Raw genomic sequence first — 26,594 nt, forward strand, 5'->3', positions numbered from 1 at the left:
TTGTCATTAATAGAATTACTTTTGCACTTTGACAGAATAAACAATGGGAATCATCAAGTTGACAAATATCCGGGTCTATGCTTACCACGGATGCCTGGTGGAAGAAGGAAAAATAGGCAGCGACTATCGTGTTGATGTTGCCGTACGGGCCAATTTGCAACCTTCGGCCGGGACAGACAGTTTAAGGGATACCGTCGATTATGTGCACATCAACCGTATCGTAAAGGAAGAGATGGCTATCCGCTCCAAATTACTGGAACATGTATCCAAACGTATCTTGGACCGTATTTTTGAGGAAATCGCTATCGCGGAGGAAGCAACGGTTAAAGTAGCCAAAATAAACCCTCCCATCGGTGGCAATGTGGAAATGGTTACCATAGAAATGACACTTGAACGCCACAACCACAAACAACAGTCGGAATTGTAATATCCGACTGCCGAATTAGCCCTCAGAATTTATTTGTTTTAAAAAATAAATTAGTAGATTTGCCGTCCGTAAGCATGGCACCGTGGCCGAGTGGCTAGGCAGAGGTCTGCAAAACCTTCTACAGCGGTTCGAATCCGCTCGGTGCCTCTTCTCTTCGAGCATCCTGTATTTCCGGGATGCTTTTTTAGTATCAATCCTAAAAGTTGTGGGCATTGTTGGGGTTCAGACGGAAGACAGCAGGACATAAGAAGTATGACTTACAATTTATGAAATAGCTCCTTTTTGTTTACAGGGTTTGTTAACTGACTAAAGTGCAACTTCATTGGCCGTCAAAACCGCTATTACAGCGTGATTTGTTTTTGTGAATTTAAGAAAGACAGGAAACAAGCGAAAACCCCACAACCTTTGATCCTGATCCCTTTTTTATTTATTCCGTATATCCTCTATGGCTTCCTTGATCTTTTTCTTTTCACCGGGAAACAATCCCTGTATAACAAGTGCAATGCCAAATACCATAAGAACCACACTTATTACGCGTTTTACCCTGTAAATACGCCATGGTGTGAGCTTGCCTTTCAGTTGTTTGGCCAGCAGTATTTTTATACAATCGATCACGAGATAGGTGATGATAATGGTACTGAAAAAAGTAATGATCCGTTCCGGTTCCATATCCAGTTTAGGCCCGAAAACAATAATTATCCCCAACCAGAACCCAAGAACGCCAATATTGATAAAATTGAGAAGAAATCCTTTGATAAAAAGAGCAAAATAATTTTTCTTCGGAATAACAAAATCATCCAGGTTGTCGCTGTTCTTCCGGAAGTCCCTTTTGATCTTTATAAAAGAAATGACGCCGTAACACAGCAATAAACCGCCCCCAAAAATGAAAAGTGCGGGATCGTCCTTGAGTTTTTCCAGTATCTGACTGGTACTGAAATAGGCTATGAGAATAAACAGGGCATCGCTGGTAACCACACCCAGATCTAAAGATATCCCTGCCCTGAAGCCTTTAAGTGCACTGGTTTCCAACAGCACAAAAAATACCGGTCCAATAGTAAAAGCCAGTAATACACCCCAGGGAATCGCTGCCAGTATATCCTCTGTCATCAAAACAACTTTTTATTGTTCAACGATCTTTCCGCCCAAGAATGTTTGTTTGTCTATGACTTTCGGTTTACCGTATATCCTGATCGTGCCGCCAGCCTTCACTTTGGCCTCCACATATTCCGAAGCATTTACATAAGCCGTCCCCCCGGCATTGACATTGATCGTTGTCTGCTCCGTTTTCAAATTATCTCCTTCATATTGTCCACCTGTATTAACGTGTACATCCTGGTTCTTAGCTGTTCCCCTTATTTCCAGAATACCTCCCGTAATTGTCTTGGCATCCAGTTTTTCCAGTTCCACGTCAATATCAATCTCGCCACCTTCCTGGGCCTTCAGTTTCAGGGCCACCTGTTTAAATGTTTCCGGTGATGAAATGAAAGCATTTTCATTGACATCAATGACGCTCAGCTTTTGGTTGTAATGTATTTCCACAAAAGTCCTGTGCCCACTAAAGGTCTTTTTTAACTGCATCCGTATTTTAAGGTTTCCGTTATTGTTCACGGCCCGTACTTCGGTAGCATCTTCTCCGGAAATAATCACTTTGTTCTCATTTGATGGAATAAGCTGTGCCGAAATACCGTCAAAAACCTTTACCGTATCGAATTTTCCGGTCTCCTTGGTGATCTTATCCTGGGAAAAACCAAGGGCAACAGTAAAAAACAAAACAAGAAAATATACCCGTTTCATAAACCTCATTTTTTAATTACTATACAAAACTAATGCATTACGCCAACAATAAGTATTCCAAAATGTCTAAAATACCCTATTCTCCCGCTTTTCCGAGCAAATCAAAATCAAGATGCCGTTTTATGAGGTCAGTGCTCTTCACTTTGACTATTACTTCATCACCCAGTTGGTACATGTTCTTGGTAACTTCCCCTACCAGGGCATACTGCTTATCGTCAAAGACATAATAGTCGTCCCGAATATCGCGTATCCGTATCATGCCTTCGCATTTGTTTTCAATGATTTCCACATAAATGCCCCATTCGGTCACACCGGAGATCACTCCGACAAATTCCTGATCCGTACGCTCTTCCATGAACTTGATCTGCATGTATTTAATGGAATCGCGTTCTGCATTTACTGCGAGGTTCTCCATACTGGAAGAATGACGGCACCGCTCTTCGTACTCTTCTTCTTTTGCAGAATCCGCACCATCCAGATAATGTTGAAGCAAACGGTGTACCATAACATCGGGATACCTTCGTATCGGTGATGTAAAATGGGTATAAAAATCAAATGCCAATCCGTAATGCCCGATATTATGCGTGGTATATTCTGCCTTACTCATGGTTCGTATGGCCAAAGTATCTACCAGGTTTTGTTCCTTTTTCCCCTGCACTTCTTCCAGAAGGCTGTTTAAAGAACTTGTAATGGTTTTTCTGCTCTTCATGTTAAGAGCGTATCCAAACCTGGAAATAACGCCCTGTAACTGCATTAATTTTTCGTCGTCCGGTTCGTCGTGTACCCGATATACAAATGTTTTCTGCGGTTTCTTCCTCCCGATGAATTCTGCAACCTTTTTGTTGGCCAGTAACATGAATTCCTCGATCAGTTTGTTGGCATCCTTGGCCTCCTTGAAATAAACTCCGGTAGGTACCTTATCCTCGTCCAGATGAAACTTCACTTCCACCTTGTCAAACGAAATGGCTCCCATGCGCATCCGCCTGGTGCGCATTTTCTTTGCCAGCCTGTCCAGGTTGCATATCGCTTCGGCCGTTTCCTTCTCCACTTTATAAGCTTTTCCCGTGAGTGATACCGCTTCCGGAACTTCATTGTTTCCGCTTTCCAGAATTGCCTGCGCTTCTTCATAAGCAAATCTGCGGTCAGAATACGTTACGGTACGGCCAAACCACTGGTTTAACACCTCGGCCTTGTCATTCATTTCAAAAACCGCCGAAAAGGTGTACTTTTCTTCCTGCGGACGCAGGGAACAGGCGTTGTTGGACAATATTTCGGGCAGCATCGGTACCACGCGGTCTACCAGGTAGACGGAAGTGGCCCTGTTATATGCTTCTTCATCCAGCAAAGTACCGGGAACCACGTAGTGCGATACATCGGCTATGTGTATGCCTATTTCATAATTACCGTTGTCCAGCACCCGGAACGACAACGCGTCGTCAAAGTCCTTGGCATCCCTGGGATCAATTGTAAATGTAAGTACGTCGCGCATATCACGACGTTTTTTTATTTCTTCGGGAGTAATTGAAGTATCCAGTTTATTGGCAAAGTGTTCCACTTCTTCCGGGAAGGTATAAGGCAAACCGTATTCCGCCAGTATAGCGTGAATTTCGGTGTCGTGGTCGCCCGGTTTCCCGAAGACCTCTGTAATTCTTCCGTAAGGCGAATCTGCCTTTTCCGGCCATTCCGTGATCTCCACCAGTACCTTATCCCCGTTTTCCGCACCGTTTATTTTATTTTTAGCTACAAAAATATCCGAATACATCCTGAAATCCGTAGGCAATACGAAAGCAAAATTCTTTTGTATCTGTACAATTCCCACAAAAGCCGTTTTCTTCCTGGAGATGACCTTAGTGATCTCTCCTTCCAGCTTTTTACTGTTTTTTCTTCGTCTGGGAAAGACATACACTTCCACTTCATCGCCATGGAATGCCCTGTTTAACATATTTGAAGGCACAAATACATCCTGGTCAAGGTCATCGCACACCACGTACGCATTTCCCCTTCCGGTAACATCTACGGTTCCCGTGAAATAATTCTTTGAAGGTATGGCCCGGTATCTACCGCGCTCCACCTCTTCGATTTTTTCCTTTTCCTTGAGCTGGCCCAGTTTTTTTATAAGCAGATTTCTTCCGTTAGTATCTTTTATTCCCAGTCTGGAAGCTAATTGTTTATAGTTAAAGGATTCTTTTGGATTCTTCTCCAGTACAGAAAAAATACCTTTCGTAATCTCATTCTTTTTCTGTTTTTCTGCATGTTTTTTCTTTCTTGACATATAATCGTTTCTATTAAAGCTGAAAAGTACAAATAATAATTGAAGTAGTATTCAGGTAAGGGAAAGTTAAAATTATATTAAAATTGGTGTAACAATTCGTCCATATCTTCGTCTTATATAGTAAAAAGGAGTCTGCTCTTGAAAAAAGTTTATAAAATAATAGCTGTTTTTGTACTTATCCTCATTACGGGAATACTGTCGTTCATACACTATATCGACAACGCTCTCGACCAAAAAGAAGGTTTGAGGGAAGTGCGTACGGTTAATGAAACTTCAACTTCCTATACCAAAATATTTTAGCAAATATCCGTCTATTTTTTTATTTTTATCAAAGAAGTTAACCAACAATGTGTTTCACATGGAAGATTTTGTAGTGGTGGCTACTTTCACCTATCCGCACGAATATACGGTACTTCGTCATATCCTGGAGGACGAAGGCATTCCACACGTGTTTGAAAACGAAACCATGGTTAATATTACCCCTTTCTATTCCAATGCTCTCGGCGGTATCAGGCTCAAGGTTCACAAATCATGTGTTGAAGCTGCCCGGACTATTATAAAAGACCTTGATGACAACAGTTCTTTTATGCGAATCGTCTGAAACAATCTACTTCTTCCTGCTTCACGTTTACATCAGACATCACCGAATTTTATGACTACCTTTAATTTTGTTTACACATAACGATTTCTGAAAAGTAATTAACACCAGTTATAATATCTATCATATTTCTTTTTTATAAAAAAATCTTTTTGGTGGGTATTATAGCCTGTTAATTTGTGGAGTAAAATTTTCCGGAAAAACTTGACTTCGGGGTTTATTAAAAAATATCCCCGGAAGTTAACAGGCAATTAAAAATGTAAAGGATTAATTTATACCGCAAAACACAAAGTAATTAACAGTTGTCAACAACTGTGAACAAGCCGTTATTTTTAATAAATAAGCTATTAATAACTGTTGATAAACCGGTATTGAAGTTTAATAACCGGCGAAGAAAAATTAAAAGAAATGTTTTGTATTCTTCGCGGATAAAATCATATTGCAATATAAATCGATATATGCAAATTTACTTGTCAGTAAATAATCTATAAATATCAACAATCTATGTTAAGTTACAATGAACTGAAGATTAATTAATTATAAAATTAAATTAACAAGGCTGTTTATAGGTGTTAAAATGGCTTATTTAGTACCTTTGTAATTGGTAATAATAAACATTTGATACGATGAAAATATCCATAGGGAACGATCATGCGGGCACGGAATACAAATTTGCGGTAAAAGAACTTCTGGAAGACATGGGCATTGAAGTGATCAACCACGGAACGGATGAAAGTTCAAGCGTGGATTATCCCGATTTTGTACATCCGGTTGCTGATGATGTGGAAAAAGGTACGGTAGATTGCGGTATTATTATATGCGGAAGTGGCAACGGTGCTTCGATGACTGCCAACAAACACCAGGGTGTCCGCGCTGCCCTTTGCTGGACCAGGGAAATAGCAGAACTGGCCAGGGAGCACAACAATGCCAATATTCTGAGTATTCCCGCCCGGTTTACTTCACTTCCCCAGACGCTGGATATGGTAAAGGTATTTTTGAATACAAAATTTGAAGGCGGAAGGCATGAGAACAGGATCAACAAGATCCCGGTCAGTTGCTGACCGGCCGGGTTGTATTTGTAAATATTAGTGTATTGACAGTTCCCTATGCTTTCTATTTCCGTAAAAACTTTTGACGAACTTTCGAGAGACGAGTTGTACGACATGCTGCAACTGCGTTCCGAGGTTTTTGTAGTGGAACAGGATTGCGTATATCAGGATATTGACGGGAAAGACCGGAAAGCACTGCATCTGATCGGTAAAAAAGAGGACAGGATCGTGGCCTACACCCGGTTATTCCCCGGCGGAGGTTATTTTGAGGAAGCGAGTATAGGGCGTGTGGTAGTGCACGGGAAAGAACGCGAATATGGTTATGGTCATGACATCATAGAAGCCTCCGTAAAGGCTATTGAAGATCGTTTTGAGGAATTCAGAATAAAAATATCGGCACAGAAATACCTGATCCGGTTTTATGAAAAGCACGGTTTTGTCCCTGTAGGTAAGGAATACCTGGAAGACGGCATTCCCCATATAGCAATGATAAGGGAATCATCCGCAGGAAAAAATTCCTGAGGAAGTATTTCAGGGATTTTTCATAATTCCAGTCTTCCGTAATAAGTCATTTGCCGGGTTATCCAGTTTATCCTTCCCCGTATGTAACCTGAAGGCGGATGGGCCACGTATTTTCTCGGGCCGGGCAAAACAGCCGCTATAGCAGCCGCCTGTTTTTTGTTGAGGTTTTCAGCGGGGATGTTGAACCAGAATACGGCTGCCGCTTCTGCTCCGTAAATGCCATCTCCCATTTCAATAGAATTGAGGTATACTTCCAGGATGCGTTCTTTGCTCCACAACAACTCTATGAGAAAGGTAAAATAGGTTTCCAGTGCTTTCCGGAACCAGCTTCTTTGCGGCCATAAAAACACGTTTTTTGCGGTTTGCTGGCTAATGGTACTCCCTCCCCTGAGACGGTTTCCCTTCAGATTGTTTTCATAGGCCTTTTCAATAGCGTCGAAATCAAAGCCGTTGTGTTTTGTGAAATTCTGGTCTTCACTGCAAATAACGGCAAGCTGCAGGGTTTTTGATATTTTTTCGAGGGGCACCCAATCGTGTTTCATAACGATGCTTTTTCCCTCCTGTTGTTGTTCTATGCTCCGGATGACCATAAGCGGAGTGATATAGACGGGACACCACCTGTAAAAAAGTACCAGCAAAACGGATATAAGGACGAACCAAAAGATACATTTTGCTATAAATCTTGCTATTCTGCTTATCATATCAATCTGTCAATGCTGCCAGTTCCTTACCTGTCCATGTACCTATGGCAATGCCTATTCCGCCTAAACGGACACCGCAGTAAACATTATCCGAGAGTTGTTTGACTATCGGATTTTTTTGTTTTCCTACGCCCATGATTCCGCTCCATCGCTGTTCCGTTTCATGGGGAATTCCGGGAAGTATAACGGTTTTCAGGATATGTTCCAATCGGTCCTGTATGATCTTTGTTTCGCCGAAAGTGATGGTAGTTTCCCCGGTAATATCCAGGTTTCTCCCGCCACCAAACAATATCCTGTTCCCTACGTTACGGAAGTAATAATATCCTTTTTCAAGGTGAAAGGTTCCCTTGATCTTTAGATTTTCTATCGGTTTTGTGATCAATACCTGTGCCCTGGCCGGGAAAACGTCTTCCTGTATCAGGTTGGAGGAAAAACCGTTGGTAGCAATGAACAGCTTTTTTGTAAAAAATTCAAAATGATCGGTTTTTACCGTCACTTTATTACCGGTATCCTCAAAGTCCAGTACTTCTGTGGCATTGAGTAGGTGTATGTCTTTTTCGGCACAGTGTTTTAAGAGAGCCTGCATCATTTTTCCGGTATTTATCTGCCCTTCAAAGGGTGTAAAAATATACCGGTCCTGAATTTCCCCGAGACCGAATACATTTTTTTTGACCGAAAAGGCATCATCATTAAACACGGGGCGCAGGAGGTTATTGATCCGGTTTATATTGTCCATACAGGTTTCAAAAAACTCCGGATCATTTTTCAGAAATAATTCCTGGCCACCATACCGGAGATAGTCCATGGTTTTGTCACCCAGGTTTTCTCTGAGCAATTCAAGGCCCTTCCAGCGCTTTTTCACGAGGTTTACCATTTCTTCTTCGGTAGATGTGTTCAGGTCGTCCAGAAGCTCGGAAATGCTGCCAAAACAGGCAAATCCGGCATTTTTGGTACTGGCGCCCTGGGGAAGCAGTCCTTTTTCCAGGACAAGTATCTTAGATTTCGGGTGTTTTTCTCGAAGGGCAAGGGCACAGTTAAGTCCGGTAATACCACTGCCTGTAATGGTAAAATCGATATCGGAGATCCATTCCGTTTTTTCCCAGTACGAAAATTGCATAAGTATGAAATTACGGTATCATTATAAGGTGAAACCCGATTCGGGTTTTTCCGTGAAAAAAATCAGAAGTTCAAGTTAAGAAAATTATACAATATCACCGGGCGTAAAATGGTAACGGAAAGATAAAAAGTACAGGTACCGTAGCAGTTCAGGACGTTTTCTTTTTTAGTAATCCAAGCGTAAGGCCGATCCCCACACCTGTTATGGTACCCAGTATGAAATCCAGCCACAGGATGTCTTCTCCCGAGGTTGTATGATATACCGTCGAGGCAATTATACCGAACATGAAAATAAGGATACCGGACAATTTTAAAAACCTGTATTTCATTATGAATTAATATTTTACCCTTTAAATGTAACGAATAAAAGGACAAAATAAAAATGAAATGCGAATTCCGGTCTTTAATCGTTTAGTTTCAGTACGGCCATAAACGCTTGCTGTGGTATTTCCACATTACCTACCTGGCGCATGCGTTTTTTCCCTTTCTTCTGCTTTTCCAGCAGTTTTCGTTTACGGGAAATATCCCCCCCGTAACATTTGGCCGTAACGTCTTTCCGCAGGGCCTTGATGGTTTCGCGGGAAATGATCTTCGCCCCTGTTGCGGCCTGTATCGGAATGTCGAATTGCTGACGCGGGATGAGTTCCTTGAGTTTTTCGCACATCTTTTTCCCGATGTTATAGGCATTATCGGCATGTATCAGCGCCGAGAGTGCATCTACCGACTGGCCGTTGAGAAGAATATCCACTTTGACCAGTTTGGAAGTCCGCATGCCTATGGGCGAATAGTCGAACGAGGCATATCCCCTGGAAACGGTTTTTAAGCGGTCGTAAAAGTCAAATACGATCTCGGCGAGCGGAATATCAAAAGCGAGTTCCACCCTTTCCGGGGTCAGGTAAGTCTGGTTGGTGATCTGTCCGCGTTTTTCTATACAAAGACTCATTACCGGGCCTACATAATCGGATTTGGTAATGATAGTGGCCTTGATATAGGGCTCCTCCACCCTGTCCAGTTTGGACGGTTCGGGGAGGTCGGACGGGTTATTTACGACAACAGCCGTTTCCGGATCTTTTTTGGTGTAGGCCAGGTAGGATACGTTGGGTACCGTGGTAATCACGGTCATGTCGAATTCGCGTTCCAGCCGTTCCTGTATGATCTCCATATGAAGCATACCGAGGAACCCGCAACGGAAACCGAAACCGAGTGCGGCCGAACTTTCCGGGGTGAAGACCAGCGAAGCGTCGTTCAGTTGTAACTTTTCCATGGAGGCCCGCAGTTCTTCGTAATCTTCGGTATCCACGGGGTAGATTCCGGCGAATACCATCGGCTTGACATTCTCAAAGCCGGCGATCATGTTCTGTGTGGGTGTTTTGGCATCGGTGATGGTATCCCCTACCTTGACCTCCCGGGCTTCCTTGATTCCGGATATCAAATAGCCTACATCCCCGGTCTTGATCACATTTTTAGGTACTTGCGTTAGTTTGAGCGTTCCGATCTCATCGGCATAGTATTCTTTTTGGGTGGCCATGAATTTTATCTTCTGGCCCTTGGTGATTTCACCGTTCATCACCCGGAAAATAACCTCAACGCCCCGGAAAGGGTTATAAACCGAATCGAAGATCATGGCCTGTAACGGTTCGTCGGGAATTCCTTTCGGAGGGGGCACACGTTCTATAATGGCCTCCACTATTTTGTCTACCCCGAGTCCCGTTTTACCGCTGGCAGGGATTACTTCTTCGGGTTTGCATCCCAGCAGGTCTACGATATCGTCGGTCACTTCTTCCGGATTGGCACTGGGGAGGTCCACCTTGTTCAGTACCGGAATGATCTCCAGGTCGTTTTCGAGGGCCAGGTACAGGTTGGAAATGGTCTGTGCCTGTATGCTTTGTGCGGCATCTACCACCAGCAATGCACCTTCACAGGCGGCGATGGACCGGGATACTTCATAAGAGAAGTCCACGTGTCCGGGGGTATCGATCAGGTTCAGGGTATAATGTTCCCCGTTGTGTATGTATTCCATCTGGATGGCATGGGATTTAATGGTAATACCCCGCTCCCTTTCCAGGTCCATATTGTCGAGTAACTGGTTTTGCTTTTCCCGCTCCGTTACTGATCCGGTGTAGTCCAGCAGCCTGTCGGCCAGGGTACTTTTACCGTGGTCTATATGGGCAATAATGCAAAAATTCCGGATGTACTTCATAGCAAATGTTATATGCCCATGCCACCCGGTTTCAAACCGGGTAGCATAAGGACAGGTTTAATTTGCAAATATAATTTTATTTTTGGGTATTTCCGTTTTTTAAATGAGCTGTCCGGTCGGGGAAAATTTCTCCCTGACAAAAGATTATTCGGTTTTACCCGGAGCCCGGTTTTCGCTACCTTTAATGTCCAGAAGATTATCGCCGAGTTCCTGTCGTTTTTTATTGGCCAGATCTACTATTTTCCGTACGACTTCAGGATGTTTCCCTGCCACGTTTTCGGTCTCTGTGGAATCGGTGGAAAGGTTGTACAATTCTATATCATCAAGTGTTATATGCCTGTATTTTCCGGGGGTTCCTCCCGTGCCCGGCTCCTGCCCTTTCATGGTCCTGTAGGTGTGTGGAAAATAGAGCTTCCAGTCATTATAGCGCACGCCGTGAAGTTCATTTACCTTGTAATAAAAGTAATAGGCTTCATGCGGATTTTCCCCGGTTTCACCTGTAAAAATATCCCATACATTCTTCCCGTCTATTTTATGCTCAGGAAGTGTGCTTTTGGTGAGTGATGCAATGGTGGGAAAAAGGTCAATGGCCATTACGGGCGTGTTTATGGTCTTGTTTTCGGGAAGTTTTCCGGGAAACCGTGCAATAAACGGTTCGCGCTGGCCGCCTTCCCAGGTGGTGCCTTTTCCTTCGCGGAAGGGATGTGCAGAACCCGCATGATCGCCATAAGCAAGCCAGGGGCCGTTGTCGGAAGTAAAAATAACAAGGGTGTTTTTATCCAGTTGATTGGCTTTAAGTGACTGAAGTATTTGCCCGACAGACCAGTCGATCTCCATGATAACATCACCGTAAAGTCCGCGTTCTGATTTTCCCTTGAACTTATCGGAAACAAACAACGGAACATGGGGCTGGGGATGCGCCACGTAAAGGAAAAACGGATTTTCCCTGTTGTTTTCGATAAATTTTACGGCTTTTTCCGTGATCCGGGTGGTAAGCATGGATTGATCGTCCAGGGTGTCTATAATTTTTTCATTTTCATATAACGGCAGGGGATCAAAATCATAGATAGTCCCCTGTTGCGGATGGTGCGGCCACATGTCGTTGGAAAACGGAATGCCGAAAAAATCGTCAAAACCCTGTTTGTTCGGCATAAAATCGGGATCGTCACCCAGGTGCCATTTTCCGTATATGGCGGTGTTGTACCCGTTCGATTTCAGCATATCGGCCATAGTGGTTTCGTCGGGATTCAAGCCTATTCCGGAATGGGGCATCAGCGCGTTGTGAATTCCTAACCGGTTAGGATAACAGCCTGTAAGGAGCGCTGCCCGGGAAGCGGAACACACGGGTTGAGCCGCATAAAAACTGGTGAGTTTGATACCTTCTCCGGCCATTTGGTCCAGGTTTGGGGTTTTTATATCGGGAGAACCGAAACATCCAACATCTTCATAACCCTGATCATCGGTAAAAATGATAACTACATTTGGCGGTGTAGTGGTTGTACCGGCGGTTTCCTGTTTTTTCTTTTTTGTGTTTGTGCACGAAAACAAACAAATGGAAACTACGGTAAAAAGTAAAAGTCTGAAGTGCATAATATTAAATTTTGGAAGGGTAAAATAACAAATAAAAACCGTTCTGATGTTGCTTTTACCGGAAAACAGGGTGGAATCCGGCAAATAATGAAGATAATCCGGGGGCTAATGCCGGATAAGCACTGCGTTTTTGGGTATGATGATGCATTCCTGATATTTTGCTTTATCTTTGCACCGCAATAAATTAAAGTACTGTGGTTAAGATAGGTAACATAGAAGTGGGAACGTTTCCCTTATTGCTGGCCCCGATGGAAGATGTGAGCGATCCTCCTTTCCGGGCGCTTTGCAAAGAGCAGGGGGCCGATGTGGTGTATACGGAATTTATTTCTTCGGAGGGATTGATACGCGATGCTGCCAAGAGTATACAGAAACTGGATATTTATAAAAAGGAACGGCCCGTAGGGATACAGATTTTCGGTGCGGAACTCGATTCGATGTTGCGGGCCATAGATATTGTGGAACAATCGAACCCGGATATTATTGATATTAATTATGGCTGTCCTGTAAAAAAAGTAGTATGTAAAAATGCGGGTTCCGGGATACTTCGCGACATTCCGTTGATGATAAAACTCACGGAGGAAATGGTAAAGCGAACGAAACTTCCCGTTACTGTAAAAACACGCCTTGGCTGGGACAGTGATTCCATAAAAATAGTAGAGGTGGCCGAACGCTTGCAGGATGTGGGCATCCAGGCGATATCCATTCACGGCCGTACACGGGTACAGATGTATAAGGGAGAAGCTGACTGGCGCCCGATCGCCGAAGTAAAAAACAATCCCCGGATGCATATTCCTGTTTTTGGTAACGGTGATGTGGACAGTCCGGAAAGAGCTGTGGAAATGCGTGATAAATTTGGTCTTGACGGGGCCATGATAGGCCGGGCAAGTATTGGGAATCCCTGGTTTTTCAAGGAAGTGAAACACTTTTTCGAAACAGGAACACATATGACGCCGCCAACGATGGAAGAAAGGGTGGAAGCTGCGCGAAGACACCTTCAAATGTCCATAGACTGGAAAGGGGAAAAACTGGGAGTACTGGAAACGAGAAGGCATTATACGAACTATTTCAAGGGGATTCCCCATTTCAAGGAATACCGGCAGAAAATGGTGACTTCAGACGATGCCAAAGATGTTTTTGAAGCGTTTGATGAGGTTTTGGAAAAATTCGGAGATCATCAGTTTGCCTGAGAAATTGTTTGGATCTTTCAATCCTTTACATCTTTTGTATCCCCGAAAAAGCTGAGGTTAAAAGATTGATCTGGCTACGCCAGGAGATTGAATGAGATTGAAAGATTTAGAGCGTTTTTTTAGAATTAATCTCCCTGTAATTAGGGGATTCAATCTTCCATCAATCTTTATGCAATCTAATATTTTCAACATCCGCCTCAGGCCATGTGCTGAAAAATAGCTTCGACAGTTCCTAATTCTGTTCGAGGACCAGTTTTTCCGAGATCCTTCCGGAAGCTATTTTGGCAGCGATAAGCCCTAAAACTGCGATAGTACACAACACGATAAGCATGTTGGAAAGATGGATTTCCACCGGATAGGGCAATGAAGGCGTAATACGAAGCCATCCGAAAGCCATTTGCGACCAAGTGAGCAATACGCCAAGTGCAATGCCCATACTTCCGCCCACCAGGGTTACCAAAATACCCTGTACGAAGAAAATACGGCGTAATTGCTTTACTGTTGCCCCCATACTGAACAGGGTGTTCAGGTTTTTACGTTTGTCGAGTATCATCATGATAATAGCTCCGACCACATTAAACAAAGCGATGATAAGCACCAGGGTAAAGATAAGATAGGTAGCCATGTTTTCGGTGTTCAGCATACGGTATAAGGCATCATTTTGCTGAACGCGGTCTTTTACAATCACCTTGTCGTTAAATACGGAAGCAATTTGCTGCTTTACTTTTTCCTTGTTTGCATTCGGGGTGAGCTTTATGTTTATTCCCGTTATTTCTTCAGGGTTTTTGTGTAGTATCTTCTGTACCAATTCCAGATCGGAAAACACATATTTTTTGTCGATGTCTTCCGTAATGGCATAAACACCGGACACGGTGACGGCCACTTCATTATAAGGCGTGGTATTGCCCGTTATACTGCCTTTACCCGGTTTCGGCACCAGTATTTTCAACGGATTTCTGTAATCGTTGAGAGCAATCCCGAGAAGGCTGGCGGTACCGAGACCGGTAACTACTTCATTCAGTTCCCTGTCAAACCAGTTTCCGTAATAGAGAATACTGTCTGTATTGACTACATTGGCATAATTTTCGTCCGTTCCTTTTATGAGGGCCACATGGTTCTTTTGTTTGTGGGTCAAAAGTATCTGTTCTTCGATCTCCCGGGAATAGGAAATCACTTCCGGAATGGTTTTTAACTGTTTTTTTTCGCTTTCGGTTAAAGTAATGAATTTTCCCTTGTCTTTTAACACTTTCAGGTCGGGGTCAAAAGAATTGCTGAAAGAAAGGCTGAAAGTTTTAAGGCCTGCAAATCCGGAAAGTACAATAAATAAAGCTGCAGCGCCGATAACCACTACAAGAAAAGTGACCAGATTGATTATATTTACGGCATTCTGGCTGCTTTTGGAAACCAGATATCTCTTGGCTATGTATGTGGGGAAATGCACTGTCTGTTTTTGCGTTGCCGTTTTCGTCCTCTTCCGGTGGATTTATAACGTGGTCCTGTAGGAAATATGATAGTCCGCGCTCACGATTTTTTCCGTTTGTCCAGCATATCGGGATTTTGTATGGGGTTTTCCCTGCCTTTCAGGGATTTTTCGATTTTGTCTATGTATTCCAGGGAATCGTCCATAAAAAAGTCCAGTTCGGGAACTCTTCGCAACTGATTTCTGGTGCGCTTTGCGAGTTCGTGCTTTATCTGTGACTGATTTTTTTTAATTCCTGCCAGGAGTTCCCCGCTTTTGGCATTAGGGAATATACTCAAATAGATTTTGGCTACGGACAAATCAACCGTTACAGCTACTTTGGTTACGGAGATGAGTATGCCCTGAAGTCCTCCGTCTGTGGCGGCACGTTGCAATATATCGGCCAGGTCGCGCTGGATTACTCCTGCTATTTTTTTCTGTCTGTTACTCTCCATAGTGCAAAAATAGGAAATACCGAGCAGTCAGGGACATGTATAACGTATAAATCGATACGGTTTCAGTAAATTACATGGGAAATCCTATATTTGTTAAAATATAAAGTGATGAAAAAAATAGAACATCTTGGAATTGCGGTAAGCAATATTGAAAAATCCAATACATTGTATACCAAATTACTGGGAGTTGAGCCATATAAAACGGAAACCGTAGCAGGTGAAGGGGTAAAAACATCTTTTTTCCGGGTTGGTGAAAGCAAGATCGAATTACTGGAAGCGACGAACGCGGACAGTCCTATTCATAAGTTCATACAAAAGCGGGGAGAAGGGATTCATCATATCGCCTTTGATGTAGCGGATATAGAAATGGAAACGCGGCGGTTGGTGGCCGAAGGTTTTGTAGTATTGAATGAAGTTCCGAAACAGGGAGCGGACAATAAAAAAGTTGTTTTTTTACACCCTAAAAGCACTAACGGGGTTTTGGTGGAACTTTGTCAGGAGACAGAAGCGCCAAAATCCCCCGGTAATACAGGAGAAAAGTGATGATATAAAAAGCCTAAAAAGTTTGCAGCAAATTAAAATAAGTAGTAATATTGCATCCGCAAAATGCGGGTCCTATAGCTCAGCTGGTTAGAGCACTTGACTCATAATCAAGGGGTCCCTGGTTCGAGCCCAGGTGGGACCACAACAGTAAACGCAAGGCCTCTGAGACTTCGGGGGCTTTTTTCATTCCGCACGGTTCATTTGATAACTACTTAACCGAAAAGTCATCCTGAAAATTAGAAATAAAGTCTTTAATATACTTTTTATGGATATCGGAATTTCTAAAAACGAGGTAATGGGTCCTCTTTAAACCATTACTGCTTATTCTCTTAAAGACCAAATCATCTGATAACTTGAATGTCTTTAAAGGCCATTTTGGCATACAAATAATTCCCATATTGGCCATAACCATTTCCAAAGCAACTTCTGTAAGCGGAATGGCCGAAATTTTTAATGGGTTAATTTTATTCGGCTTTAAAAAGTGTTGATAAACAGAAACCGTTTCCAAAGGAAAGGAATGAATGATCAGGTGTGCCTTTGAAAAATGGCCGGGATCTAAAAAACTATATTGATTTAAAACACTTTCCCTGTGCATAATGGCAAAGATCTCATCTTCGTGTATTTCGACATGGGCAAGTGAGTTATTTGAAGGTTTTTCAGTAACTATTGCAATATCAATTTCACTGGACAAAATTTTGGAAATGGGCTGATGTGTGGCTTCAAGGATCAAATCCACATGAATCTCAGGATACAGCAATCCCATTTTCTGGATAAATCCGGATAAACCTTGATAGAATGAGTAACACTCCGTACTTACTTTAATACTTCCCGCCGAACCGGCTTTTATGTTCCGGATGTTTTTAAATCCCTTTTCTATGCTATCGAGAATAGTTCCTCCCAATTTATAGAGCTCTATTCCTTCTTCTGTCAATTCCCATTTGTTCCTTGTCCTATGAAATATCTTAAATCCGAGTTGTCCCTCCAATTCTCTCAACTGATGACTCAATGCCGACTGAGTTAGAAACAATTTTTCCGATGAATTGGCTATACTCCCTTCGTCTGCAATCGTTTTTATAAGCCTGAAATACTTGATCTCCATGGGTACAAAATTAATATAATGGCAATACCGGTAAGCTGAAAATATTTCAGCTAAAGTATCAAATCCCTCAACCTCAAAAATATTCGGAGGCTTTTCAACACCATACATTTGAGCTGAATTTAAATCCTAATATCATGCAAAAACAAATTGAATTTTACGAAAGAAAACTCGCTTACGAAATGGATCCGTCGGATGTATTCCATGCACTCGAAAACAGTCAGAGTATTGTTGTTGTAGATACCCGTCAGTCATTTGGCTATGAAAAAGAACATATCCCTACGGCAATCAATCTACCCCATAGGGAAATGGATGAAGAAACTACTAAACATTTGGACCGGGAGAAGACCTATGTTTGTTATTGTGACGGAATTGGCTGTAATGCCTCCACTAAAGGTGCTTTAAAGATGACAAAGTTAGGCTTTAAGGTTAAAGAATTGATCGGAGGTATTGAATGGTGGAAGTTTGACGGCTATGCTACCGAGGGAAAGAATCCGGTAAAAGGTTCTAAAATACAATGTGCTTGTTAAAGATGAACATCAGATTTGCTAGGGAAGAAGATCTCAGACAAATTTCCGGATTGTGCAAGGAACATGCCCGGTATGAAAAAACAGCATGGTTAACAAAAAATCATGAAAAGCGGTTAGGAGAACTCCTTTTTAAAGAGGATTCACCTTTAAAGTGTTTAGTAGTCGAATATAAAGGCGAAATAGTTGGATATGCCACATATATAAAACAAATTTCAACCTGGGATGCTAACTTTTACATTTATCTCGATTGTTTGTATCTCAAAGAAAGAATTAGAGGGAAAGGTGCTGGAAAGCAAGTCATGGAACAGATAAAAGAAGATGCAACATCCGAAAATTGCAACATGATTCAATGGCAAACACCTAATTTCAACATAAAAGCAATCCGCTTTTATTACAAATTGGGGGCAACATCCAAGAACAAGGAGCGATTTTTTTGGCATATCTGAATTAATCAATATTTCAACTGGACAATTTTAAAAGGATCTAAAGCCATTAGAAAAATGGCTCTATTCAGGATTTCCACATCAACCTAATTATCTATAAATCATACCTTAACCCAAGATGTTTTTAATCTGAAAGTTCACCTAAAAGCTCCAAATCTTCCAAAAATTGGTTCGAAATTTGTATCTTTGGGTCCACCGGTAAAATTAAGGCTTTACAGAGGTTGAACTCTTGAAGCCTTTTTTATTTGCATGCAATTTGCACTCAAGGTAAGTTTTTTTCATTGGGTTTCGAATTTCAGTCTGTGGAAAATATAGAACGTAGTACATCGATGATTTTCACTCTCTTGTGTTTTTTTTGGGTAACTGTTGTCACTTCTTCCGGATGAAGGCACTGCCATATCTTATTCCAACCTAAAAACCCGCCTATATTCCGGTCGTCAATAAAGATATCGGCATTAAGCTTCCGGCTATACCCATTTCCCCGGGTTTCCCCGGGATAATTTTCATTTACCGCATAGAATTCGACCCCGTGATCTTTACAATAATCCACAGCATCTTCCAGGCTTTTACCCTGCCTGTAGGTCCACAGGACAAGCCGGTGCCCTTTTTGCTGTAAGGCCCTGATCGTATGAAAGGCACGGGGCATTTCCTTTCCTATCTTAGGGTATTTATGTTCGACAATGGTTCCGTCAAAATCTACGGCTATGACTTTTCCGGAACTATATATAAAATGATTCATGCTTTGAGGTCAAGGGTGAAGTTGTTATTCTTAACCGTGTTTTGTTTTTAATGCAGAAAACAGATCTTTGTCTATTTTATTTTTGTTCTCCGCTGCAAAGTCGGTATAGGTCAGGGCAGCTCTTTTTAATTCGCTTTGAATTTCTTCTGTATTGATATCCGGGTGTTCATGCTTCAGCAGGTGTAAAAGATAATAAATGACCCGCCTGAACATGGCCCCGGCTTCCTTCTGCTGTTTGAGTTCCACATGGGTGTAGGCGATGTTATTGCATGAAATAACATATAACTGTATAAAAGGAACACGATTGCGAATACAGTCGGAGAGATGGTTGTTTAATACTTCGGCCCGGTAAAGGGCATCTTTGTATCCTTTCAAAGCTTCTTCGAACTGCCCTTTGCGGAACAATTGGTTGGATGCCTTTGTCTTGGCTTTCCAAAAGTTTTCTATGTGATTCAGGCACGGCTCACTCATGGTATTGCTATTTGAGGTTTTTGTCGGCAAAATCCCAATTGACGATCTCCCAGAAACTTTCCACGAATTTCGGGCGGGCATTGCGGTAGTCAATGTAGTAGGCATGTTCCCATACGTCAAGAGTAAGGATGGGGGTTTTGTCTTCGGTGAGCGGGGTATGGGCGTCTTTCATGGGAAGGATTTCCAGTTTGCCTTCCTGGTCCTGTGCCAGCCATGTCCAGCCTGCACCGAACAGTTTCACAGCGCTTGCCGAAAATTCCTCTTTGAACTTTTCAAAACTTTCAAAATCCCTTTCGATGTATGCCTTGATCTTCCCGGTCGGGGCCTTACCTCCATCCGGGGACAGGCAATGCCAGAAGAAACTGTGATTCCAGTGCTGGGCTGCATTGTTGAAGAGCGCTGCATTGTTGTTTTCAAAGCCCTCCCGGACAACCTCTTTCAGGGGAATACCGGCCAACGGAGTGTCTTTGGTAAGGCCGTTCAGGTTGTTCACATAGGCAGCGTGGTGCTTCCCGTAGTGATAATCAAAGGTTTCTTCGGTGATGATAGGGGCAAGGGAATTTGTATCATAAGGCAATTCGGGCAGTTGATATACTGTTTTCATCTTAAGTTTAATAATTTTTATGTTTTTTTATTGCAGTTATTTTAGTCAGTTCCTGTACGGCTTCTTTCATATCGGTTTGCATCAGGTTTGTATTTCTGATGTGGCGTTCAACATTCTTTTTTCTCGTTGAAGAATTTGTATAACATACTCCATGGCCATTGCGAATAAAGTTTTACATGACAAACTTAATAAAATATAGTTTATTCTAAAAATAATTTTAGCCTTATCTAAAATTATTTTAAAAGTGCGCTGTCCCGTCACAGGGAAACTATAATAAAATCCCTGCCTTATGATGGACGGGATGTTTTACATTTGAAAAAAATTACGGGGCAATCTCAAAAGTTGGGAACATTGTTGAAGTCCAGACGTCGACAGCAGGGTTGGGTTAACAGATTAACAACAGGTTATTCAGTTATTTAGGCATCACGCACGAACTCAATAACTGAATAACCAAATAACTAAAATACAATTTCACAGCCTGCCAAAACTGCTGTACTGAAAGGTACAGCGTGGTTTGGTTTTTTGTAAATGAAGGAAACTGAAAACTCTCCCGGGTTTACAATGTATCAGCCTTACATACAACATTCTATCCAAAAAACATTCTTGTATCCGTGGCAAAACCAAAACCGGAAACTTATAACAAGCGAAAAACCCCACAACCTTTGATCCTGATCCTATAAAAACACCAAAAATATTAATTTATATTTGGTCTAAATAAATACCAATATTACTTTTGTCTCCCAACGAATCATCCAAAAAAATGAAAAACACACTTTTTTCTTTAGTATTTCTATTACTATCGAGTACTTTAATTTTCGCCCAGGCTACCCTGAAAGGTACGGTAACCGATGAAGACAACGAACCCCTTCTGGGCGCCAATGTTATACTTACCGACACCAAAGGCACCACTACGGATTACGACGGAAACTATACGATCAACAACGTTGATGAAGGAAGCTATACCATTGAAGTTTCCTTTTTGGGATACAAATCACAGTCCAGGACGATCAGTGTTTCCGGCCGGGAGGTGATTACCCTGGACTTTGTGCTTACGGCTTCGAGTGAACAATTGCAGCAGGTGGAGATTATAGGCCGGCGTGAGAAATCCTATAAAAATGCGCTGACCTTTGCAGCCACCAAAACAGCTACGGCAATCAAGGATATCCCCCAGGCTGTCAGTTATGTCACTAAAGAAGTCTTTGCAGATCAGCAGGCCTACCGGGTCAACGATGTGGTCAAAAACATTAGCGGGGTCAACCAGTTTTCCTATTACGATGATTTTACCTTTCGCGGTTTTCGTTCGGGGGAAACCTATATCAACGGGCTTCGTGTTATTGGCCTGTTCGGGCCACAACCGCTCCTGGCCAATATAGAACGTGTGGAAGTTATCAAGGGGCCTGCTTCGGCCATGTTCGGGAACTCGATCCCCGGAGGAATTATGAACCGGGTAACCAAAAAACCCCTTGCCGAAGATCGGAAAGCTATTAATTTTACGTTGGGAAGTTTTAACACCCTGCGTACCACCGCCGATTTTACCGGGCCTATCAACGAAAAGAAAACCTTGTTGTACCGCCTGAACCTCGCCTATGAAAACTCGGACAGCTTTAGAGATTTACAGGAATTCAAGTCGTATGTGATCGCACCTTCCATTTCCTTCCTGCCTACAGATAAGACACGGATCAATTTTGACCTGGTCATCACCAATTTCGACGGCAAACTGGACCGGGGCCAACCCATATTCGGAGCCACAGCAGGAACAGACCTGAACTCAACCCCCATTTCCTTTGCGATCGGGCAGACCAGTGATTATCACAAAACCGATGTGGCTTATTCCACCCTGTCCCTGAATCATCAGTTTTCGGACCGGCTTTCTTTCAACGCTTCCTATATGAGGTATATGTATGAAGAGGACCTGGTAGAGCATCGTACCTCCAACAAGTTCGGGTTAGACAGTCGTGGAGAGCCCATCCCCACGCTTATGGGAATGATGGTCATTACCCGGCAACAGCAGGCCATTGCAGACAATTTTTCGGCCTATTTTTCTTACGAGGCGAACACCGGTGCCCTGGAACACAAGATCGTGGTTGGCGGCGATTATAATGAACAAAGGCAACCTGTAGGCAATGCACAGTCTTTTGCCCGGGGCTACCTGTTGGAAGGGGGCGGTGCATCCATCAACCCTGACGACTTCCCCGATTTTTTAAGGGACGAAAATGACAATCCTGTACCCAATGTGCCGCACTTTGATCTGGAAAACCCGAACTACAATGTTGCCCGCCTGAGCGATTACATTTTTGAAGACAGTCCCAGCGACCCGACCAAATACTACAATTACGGCTTTTATGTACAGGACCAGATCAAATGGAACAAGTTTCAATTCCTGCTGGGTGGCCGGCAAGAGTATTACAACGACGTTACAGACTATGACCGCCCCGATGAGGAAACGGTCACCCAGGAGAAATTTTTACCACGGATAGGTATGGTTTATGCTGCTACAGAAAACATCAATGTTTACGGTACCTATACCGAAAGCTTTCAGCCACAGGGAGTAGCCAGCCTTACTAACCCCAATGCCGGGGGACCTTTTGACCCGTTGCAAGCCTATATGGTTGAAGCCGGGGCCAAAGGAGAATTTTTTAACAACAGGCTTGCCGCCACCCTGGCGGTGTATTACATAGAAAACAGCAACATCCTGGTCAATGCCAATGAAGAGGGGAATCCCGAATTGCTGAGACAACGCGGAAAGGAAGAATCGAAAGGAATAGAACTGGACATTAACGGTCGCATTCTGCCCAACCTTAGCCTTACCGCAAATTACGCCTATAACGAGGCCATTATCAGTGAAAGCGACGACCCGGAGGAAGTGGGACGACGAAAAGAAAATGCCCCTTTGCATCAGGGAGGTTTTTTCGGGAAGTACACCTTCGTAAGGGGTAAACTGAATGGTTTGGCGTTAACACTGGGCGCTAATTTTGTTACCAAAAGGAATACCTTCGACAGGAACCTGCAATTGCCTTCGTATACCGTGGCAGATGCCGGAGTATCGTATAATGTCGGCAAATTCAATATACGTCTTTTGGTCAACAACCTTTTTGACAAGACGCACTGGGTAGGGGGCTACAGCTATAACCGCTTATACCCGGGGGCACCGAGAAATTACCTGTTGGGTGTAGGATACACTTTTTAAGCTGCTGAATGAAGGTCAAAAAGAAAATATTTTTTAATATCCACAGCTGGATAGGTATCCGGTTGAGCATCCTGTTTTTTATCGTATGCTTTTCCGGTACGCTGGCCACATTAAGCCATGAAATGGACTGGTTGTTTAACCCGGATGCCCGGGCTACGCCACAGCAGGAACTGGCGTCAAGAAACACCATTGTTGCTAATTTCCGCAACAGCTATCCCGATGCAAGTATAGGCTACTGGATGCGGACGGATGAACCTTATTTATGCGATGTTATTTACAAAAAAGAAGGCGGGTATACCTCTTATGTGTTTGCCAACCCCTATACTGGTGAGATCCAGGGAGAAGCCCGGCTGACCTTCCAGCGCTTTTTCAGGGATCTGCACTATTTCCTGTTTATTCCTTTTCAGGCAGGCCATTTTACCGTACTTATCTTTGCCTTTTTGTTGTTAACCTCTCTGATTACGGCACTGGTTTTCTACAAAAAATGGTGGCGCAAGCTATTTAAACTGGAAACGGGCAAAGGAGTGCTGGTGTTTTTCAGGAGCCTGCACCGTCTGGCAGGATTATGGTCGGTTCCTTTCACCCTTTTGTTCTCCATTACCGGAATCTGGTACTTTTTGGAACGCGCCAATGTAGCGGGGATAGGTGTTGAAGCAAATCCAAGGCCTCCTAAAGTGAAAAATGTTTCAGAAGGAATTTCTACTTTGAAAGAAGACCCCGCTTTTTCTTTGGACTACGACAAAGCCCTGAGTATTGCAAAAAAAGAAATTCCCCAGCTGAAAGCGGGTGATCTATTGCCTCCGCAAAATCCCTCCGCCGTGCTCTACCTCACCGGTAAAAGCGATGTGCCCCTGGTAAGGCAACGGGCCAACCGGGTGTATATAAATCCGTATACCTATGAGGTGGTCAAAACACAAAAAGCCCGTGAAATGGGTACTGTAATGTGGCTTAACGACATAGCAGACCCTTTACATTTTGGATACTGGGGCGGTTTGGTCACCAAAATTATATGGTTTATCGCCGGGTTGGGCATTTCATCCCTGGTACTGACCGGAATCTGGATAACGCTGAAGCGAAAGGCCATTAAGCGAAAAAAGAACGGACAAAAAGTAATGGGCATATGGCGCTATATCAACTGGGGCATTTGTGCCGTTATGTTGTTTTTCATGTATTATTTCCTCACGGAACGTTATCATATATCGGCCCAGTCCATGATCTTGATAAGTCTGGGGTGGGCGATATTTATAGCCCTGGGGTATTATATTTTTGTATATCGCCTGAATAAAGCAGTGCAACATTTGTTAATTTAGGGGTGATTCAACCAATAGTTATGAAACCCTTTAATTATTGGTTTTTTTCACCTTTGAACGCTCCCTGAAATTGTCCTCTATATCCAGGTAATCGGGTGAGGGTACCCATCCGCCATAACTGTACCGTTTCAATTCATAGAAAGAACACCGTTTCCAACCCGTGGCGGTCATGGAAACATAGTTTACATAATTGGCCACATGCTCGTTCCATTCATCGCCAAAATCCGGCAACGAAAATTGTAGTTCCCGAAACTCACGGTTATGTGTATTGAAAATCTTAATCAGTTCTTCGACGGCTTCTTTCTCAGTCCAATTGTTGTGATGCATCATAACCGTTAACAGGTTAAGGTATTTTCCTTCCTCATTGTCCAGGTCCTTAAAATAGGATTCTCCATCGTTGTATCGGGCTATAGCGTTACCAGCCAATAATTCCAGTTTTACAATGTCCGGGTGCGAAAGAATTTCCTCAGGCAGTTCAACCTTCATCTCCACCGGTAACAAGGCATAAAACGGGCGCATGCAGATGGATTGCGAGCGGATACGGATTACGTCTTCCGCAGTGGGCCACACACCGCCATTACGGTATTTACTTTCCATGGCAACACCTTGCATGTAAAAATCTACCATATCGGCAAAATGGGCAACGGCATTTTCAGACATATAGTAAAGCAGCCCCCGTCTCAGACGGTATAGTTGGCCACCTAATATATAATCTGTTTCATGTGGCATCATCCGGCCTTTTAAAATGGCCACTACCTCTTCGGCAGCCTCTTTGACCCGGGATTCGCTGCGTTGCTCGAAAATGTCGTCATGAGCCATGGTCCAGGTCATAAAGCGACTCAATACCAGGAGTCTTTCGTAACTCACCGTGGGATACCACCAACTGGCAATATATGCGGTTTTGGTACCTTTAAAGGATTTTAGTACATTCTCTTGATAGCCCAGTTCCCGGTACTCTATATCAATAAGGAAATCCTCGATATGTTTTTGTGCTTTTTCCGCCAAGGGATTTTTAAGAAAAGGATAAGGGTAGATTAATCGACTGGTAATGTGATCAGGTGCTTTCATACTTCCTTTTTAGAAATTAATATTACTTTTTTGGTGCCTAAACCAAAGAAGAGTTGTTGATACGGGAGAAGCAATCCTTTGATAGTAATGAAAATATACTTAGAGGCATCATAAGTGCAAATTACTTATTTTGTGTGAATTAATACGTATATAAAAAGAAATATTTTCTTTCATAAATTATTGTATTTAAGGCGAAATCATGATTTTTTATGTAGTGTCCAGTTTGCCATTTTACTCCCAGCCACATCCGGTATAACCAAAAACTGAACTGCATGGATGGCATCAACTTAATATATCCGGATTTCTGTTATTAATGGACCAGGGGCTCCGGAACTAAATCCGGATGCTTTGTATATCGTAAATGATCAAAATAAAATAATGAGAAGTAAAATCAGGATATCTATGGAGGATGTTGTAGAAATACGGGAGGTCAATAATATTGTTTTCGGGAAGTTATGATATCCGGAAAACTGATGAATTTCAAGATATGTCGGGCAGGATTGTGGATATCGGTGAAAAGAGGAAGCGAGGGATTAAAGATGCTTGAATAGATGGGCTAATAAGAAGAATATTATGTGGAAACCTATAATACTCAAGAAAACCATTGCTCTTTAATTCCGGCCCGGGAGGTACAAATGGCGATTAATCAAATAATATCTTCGGGTATGCCAATAGAATTTACACTGCCGGAGCATCGCAGTATCAATAATAAGTAACGGTCTCCATTAAAAACGGCATTAGACTTTCCAACGGGATGATATTCCTTTGCTTATTACAGTAAGCACAATTACCATTTTGCTCATTTGTTCTTCACTTTTACATCAACATCCAATATTCGTTAACTTGCCAACTTTTTGCCTAAAAGGGCATACAATTCGGCATACTCTTCAATTCAAAAAAAGCATCCCTAATAAAATTTTAAATTATGAAAAACAGTAACTTACATATATTGTTTGTGATAGATAAATCTAATTACAATAATCCTGTATTAAGTAATGATGATAAGCCATTGGAAATATTTATTAAAAAATTCATATTAATTTGGAAAGGTCTATGGGAATATGTCCATAATCAGCGTGATTATACAAATGATAAAAAGGACAGATATTTAAGAATAAAGGCGGGATATATGAGTTTTTTTGTAAGAATAATGATGTAATCCCGGGAAAAAGACTTTCAAAGAAATAGACATTTTATACTTTAGAGCTTGTTTAAAAAGGATTGATTGTAGCG

At 42.6% G+C, this 26,594-nt stretch carries 27 protein-coding genes and 2 tRNA genes; 14 read left to right on the top strand and 15 right to left on the bottom strand.

The genetic code is table 11. From position 1 onward, the window contains the following. Positions 1-43: 43 nt before the first annotated feature. Together folB and LS482_RS09265 are read left to right on the top strand one after the other, a co-directional pair. On the top strand, positions 44-427 hold the full coding sequence (gene folB / locus LS482_RS09260; protein WP_233031500.1) for a dihydroneopterin aldolase: 384 nt from the start codon (positions 44-46) through the stop codon (positions 425-427). Positions 428-503: 76 nt separating this feature from the next. Next, positions 504-574: transfer RNA gene (locus LS482_RS09265), tRNA-Cys, on the top strand. Positions 575-850: 276 nt separating this feature from the next. On the opposite strand, the gene LS482_RS09270 is transcribed toward LS482_RS09265, so the two are convergent. From LS482_RS09270 to rnr, 3 genes are all read right to left on the bottom strand, one after another. After that, positions 851-1,534: a LysE family translocator gene (locus tag LS482_RS09270; protein ID WP_233031501.1), complete on the bottom strand. Its 684-nt coding sequence runs from the start codon at positions 1,532-1,534 to the stop codon at positions 851-853. A 12-nt stretch (positions 1,535-1,546) separates the two neighbouring features. Then, entirely contained in the window at positions 1,547-2,221 is a 675-nt protein-coding gene (locus LS482_RS09275) for a head GIN domain-containing protein (RefSeq protein WP_233031502.1), read from the bottom strand. 76 nt (positions 2,222-2,297) lie between these two features. Further along, positions 2,298-4,493 carry a ribonuclease R gene (gene rnr, locus LS482_RS09280; RefSeq protein ID WP_233031503.1) on the bottom strand — a complete coding sequence of 732 codons (2,196 nt, stop codon included), beginning with the start codon at positions 4,491-4,493 and terminating at the stop codon, positions 2,298-2,300. A 138-nt stretch (positions 4,494-4,631) separates the two neighbouring features. Between rnr and LS482_RS09285 the strand changes: the two genes are divergently transcribed. From LS482_RS09285 to LS482_RS09300, 4 genes are all read left to right on the top strand, one after another. Next, complete coding sequence (locus LS482_RS09285; RefSeq protein ID WP_233031504.1) at positions 4,632-4,793, top strand: hypothetical protein; 162 nt, start codon at positions 4,632-4,634, stop codon at positions 4,791-4,793. A 58-nt stretch (positions 4,794-4,851) separates the two neighbouring features. Then, complete coding sequence (locus LS482_RS09290; RefSeq protein ID WP_233031505.1) at positions 4,852-5,094, top strand: putative signal transducing protein; 243 nt, start codon at positions 4,852-4,854, stop codon at positions 5,092-5,094. A 623-nt stretch (positions 5,095-5,717) separates the two neighbouring features. Then, positions 5,718-6,152: a ribose 5-phosphate isomerase B gene (rpiB, locus tag LS482_RS09295; RefSeq protein ID WP_233031506.1), complete on the top strand. Its 435-nt coding sequence runs from the start codon at positions 5,718-5,720 to the stop codon at positions 6,150-6,152. Between the two features lie 45 nt (positions 6,153-6,197). Continuing rightward, positions 6,198-6,662 carry a GNAT family N-acetyltransferase gene (locus LS482_RS09300; RefSeq protein ID WP_233031507.1) on the top strand — a complete coding sequence of 155 codons (465 nt, stop codon included), beginning with the start codon at positions 6,198-6,200 and terminating at the stop codon, positions 6,660-6,662. A gap of 20 nt (positions 6,663-6,682) precedes the next feature. Here LS482_RS09300 and mtgA read toward each other — a convergent pair whose 3' ends face one another. The 5 genes from mtgA to LS482_RS09325 all read right to left on the bottom strand — a co-directional run bounded on the left by mtgA (position 6,683) and on the right by LS482_RS09325 (position 12,269). Further along, positions 6,683-7,363, bottom strand: coding sequence for a monofunctional biosynthetic peptidoglycan transglycosylase (gene mtgA, locus LS482_RS09305; RefSeq protein ID WP_233031508.1), 681 nt, complete (start codon positions 7,361-7,363; stop codon positions 6,683-6,685). A 1-nt stretch (position 7,364) separates the two neighbouring features. Further along, the gene (locus LS482_RS09310; RefSeq protein WP_233031509.1) at positions 7,365-8,480 is read right to left on the bottom strand and encodes an NAD(P)/FAD-dependent oxidoreductase; all 1,116 of its coding nucleotides are present in this window, start codon (positions 8,478-8,480) and stop codon (positions 7,365-7,367) included. A gap of 148 nt (positions 8,481-8,628) precedes the next feature. Continuing rightward, entirely contained in the window at positions 8,629-8,808 is a 180-nt protein-coding gene (locus tag LS482_RS09315) for a hypothetical protein (RefSeq protein ID WP_233031510.1), read from the bottom strand. Between the two features lie 74 nt (positions 8,809-8,882). Beyond that, positions 8,883-10,679 carry a translation elongation factor 4 gene (lepA, locus tag LS482_RS09320; protein ID WP_233031511.1) on the bottom strand — a complete coding sequence of 599 codons (1,797 nt, stop codon included), beginning with the start codon at positions 10,677-10,679 and terminating at the stop codon, positions 8,883-8,885. Between the two features lie 144 nt (positions 10,680-10,823). Continuing rightward, on the bottom strand, positions 10,824-12,269 hold the full coding sequence (locus LS482_RS09325; RefSeq protein WP_233031512.1) for a sulfatase family protein: 1,446 nt from the start codon (positions 12,267-12,269) through the stop codon (positions 10,824-10,826). Between the two features lie 194 nt (positions 12,270-12,463). Here LS482_RS09325 and dusB point away from each other — a divergent pair, with 194 nt between their 5' ends. Continuing rightward, complete coding sequence (gene dusB, locus LS482_RS09330; RefSeq protein ID WP_233031513.1) at positions 12,464-13,456, top strand: tRNA dihydrouridine synthase DusB; 993 nt, start codon at positions 12,464-12,466, stop codon at positions 13,454-13,456. A 232-nt stretch (positions 13,457-13,688) separates the two neighbouring features. On the opposite strand, the gene LS482_RS09335 is transcribed toward dusB, so the two are convergent. Then, positions 13,689-14,897, bottom strand: coding sequence for an ABC transporter permease (locus LS482_RS09335; protein ID WP_233031514.1), 1,209 nt, complete (start codon positions 14,895-14,897; stop codon positions 13,689-13,691). 80 nt (positions 14,898-14,977) lie between these two features. Beyond that, positions 14,978-15,370, bottom strand: coding sequence for a 30S ribosome-binding factor RbfA (gene rbfA / locus LS482_RS09340; protein WP_233031515.1), 393 nt, complete (start codon positions 15,368-15,370; stop codon positions 14,978-14,980). A gap of 108 nt (positions 15,371-15,478) precedes the next feature. On the opposite strand from rbfA, the gene mce reads away from it, so the two are divergent. Together mce and LS482_RS09350 are read left to right on the top strand one after the other, a co-directional pair. Then, a complete protein-coding gene (gene mce, locus LS482_RS09345) occupies positions 15,479-15,913 on the top strand; it encodes a methylmalonyl-CoA epimerase (RefSeq protein ID WP_233031516.1) in 435 nt (144 codons plus the stop codon). A 68-nt stretch (positions 15,914-15,981) separates the two neighbouring features. Beyond that, positions 15,982-16,055, top strand: a tRNA-Ile gene (locus LS482_RS09350). Between the two features lie 66 nt (positions 16,056-16,121). Here LS482_RS09350 and LS482_RS09355 read toward each other — a convergent pair. After that, the gene (locus tag LS482_RS09355) at positions 16,122-17,120 is read right to left on the bottom strand and encodes a LysR family transcriptional regulator (protein WP_233031517.1); all 999 of its coding nucleotides are present in this window, start codon (positions 17,118-17,120) and stop codon (positions 16,122-16,124) included. A 26-nt stretch (positions 17,121-17,146) separates the two neighbouring features. Here LS482_RS09355 and LS482_RS09360 point away from each other — a divergent pair, with 26 nt between their 5' ends. Together LS482_RS09360 and LS482_RS09365 are read left to right on the top strand one after the other, a co-directional pair. Continuing rightward, the gene (locus LS482_RS09360) at positions 17,147-17,539 is read left to right on the top strand and encodes a rhodanese-like domain-containing protein (protein WP_233031518.1); all 393 of its coding nucleotides are present in this window, start codon (positions 17,147-17,149) and stop codon (positions 17,537-17,539) included. Between the two features lie 2 nt (positions 17,540-17,541). After that, positions 17,542-17,985 carry a GNAT family N-acetyltransferase gene (locus LS482_RS09365; protein ID WP_233031519.1) on the top strand — a complete coding sequence of 148 codons (444 nt, stop codon included), beginning with the start codon at positions 17,542-17,544 and terminating at the stop codon, positions 17,983-17,985. Positions 17,986-18,277: 292 nt separating this feature from the next. Here LS482_RS09365 and LS482_RS09370 read toward each other — a convergent pair whose 3' ends face one another. From LS482_RS09370 to LS482_RS09380, 3 genes are read right to left on the bottom strand one after another with little or no spacing between them, the layout of a single operon-like run. After that, positions 18,278-18,721 (bottom strand): BT0820 family HAD-type phosphatase, encoded by a 444-nt coding sequence (locus LS482_RS09370; protein WP_233031520.1) that lies wholly within the window; start codon positions 18,719-18,721, stop codon positions 18,278-18,280. A gap of 30 nt (positions 18,722-18,751) precedes the next feature. Next, positions 18,752-19,192: a DUF2753 family protein gene (locus tag LS482_RS09375; RefSeq protein ID WP_233031521.1), complete on the bottom strand. Its 441-nt coding sequence runs from the start codon at positions 19,190-19,192 to the stop codon at positions 18,752-18,754. A 7-nt stretch (positions 19,193-19,199) separates the two neighbouring features. Then, on the bottom strand, positions 19,200-19,796 hold the full coding sequence (locus LS482_RS09380) for a superoxide dismutase (RefSeq protein WP_233031522.1): 597 nt from the start codon (positions 19,794-19,796) through the stop codon (positions 19,200-19,202). Positions 19,797-20,556: 760 nt separating this feature from the next. Here LS482_RS09380 and LS482_RS09385 point away from each other — a divergent pair. After that, positions 20,557-22,983 carry a TonB-dependent receptor gene (locus LS482_RS09385; RefSeq protein ID WP_233031523.1) on the top strand — a complete coding sequence of 809 codons (2,427 nt, stop codon included), beginning with the start codon at positions 20,557-20,559 and terminating at the stop codon, positions 22,981-22,983. An 8-nt stretch (positions 22,984-22,991) separates the two neighbouring features. Next, complete coding sequence (locus LS482_RS09390; RefSeq protein ID WP_233031524.1) at positions 22,992-24,293, top strand: PepSY-associated TM helix domain-containing protein; 1,302 nt, start codon at positions 22,992-22,994, stop codon at positions 24,291-24,293. Positions 24,294-24,323: 30 nt separating this feature from the next. Here the strand turns inward: LS482_RS09390 and LS482_RS09395 are convergent, their stop codons facing one another. Then, positions 24,324-25,361, bottom strand: coding sequence for a terpene synthase family protein (locus LS482_RS09395; protein ID WP_233031525.1), 1,038 nt, complete (start codon positions 25,359-25,361; stop codon positions 24,324-24,326). A 925-nt stretch (positions 25,362-26,286) separates the two neighbouring features. Here LS482_RS09395 and LS482_RS09400 point away from each other — a divergent pair. After that, positions 26,287-26,520 carry a hypothetical protein gene (locus LS482_RS09400; RefSeq protein WP_233031526.1) on the top strand — a complete coding sequence of 78 codons (234 nt, stop codon included), beginning with the start codon at positions 26,287-26,289 and terminating at the stop codon, positions 26,518-26,520. Positions 26,521-26,594 lie beyond the last annotated feature (74 nt).

This window comes from Sinomicrobium kalidii (genome assembly GCF_021183825.1).
GTDB lineage: Bacteria > Bacteroidota > Bacteroidia > Flavobacteriales > Flavobacteriaceae > Sinomicrobium > Sinomicrobium kalidii.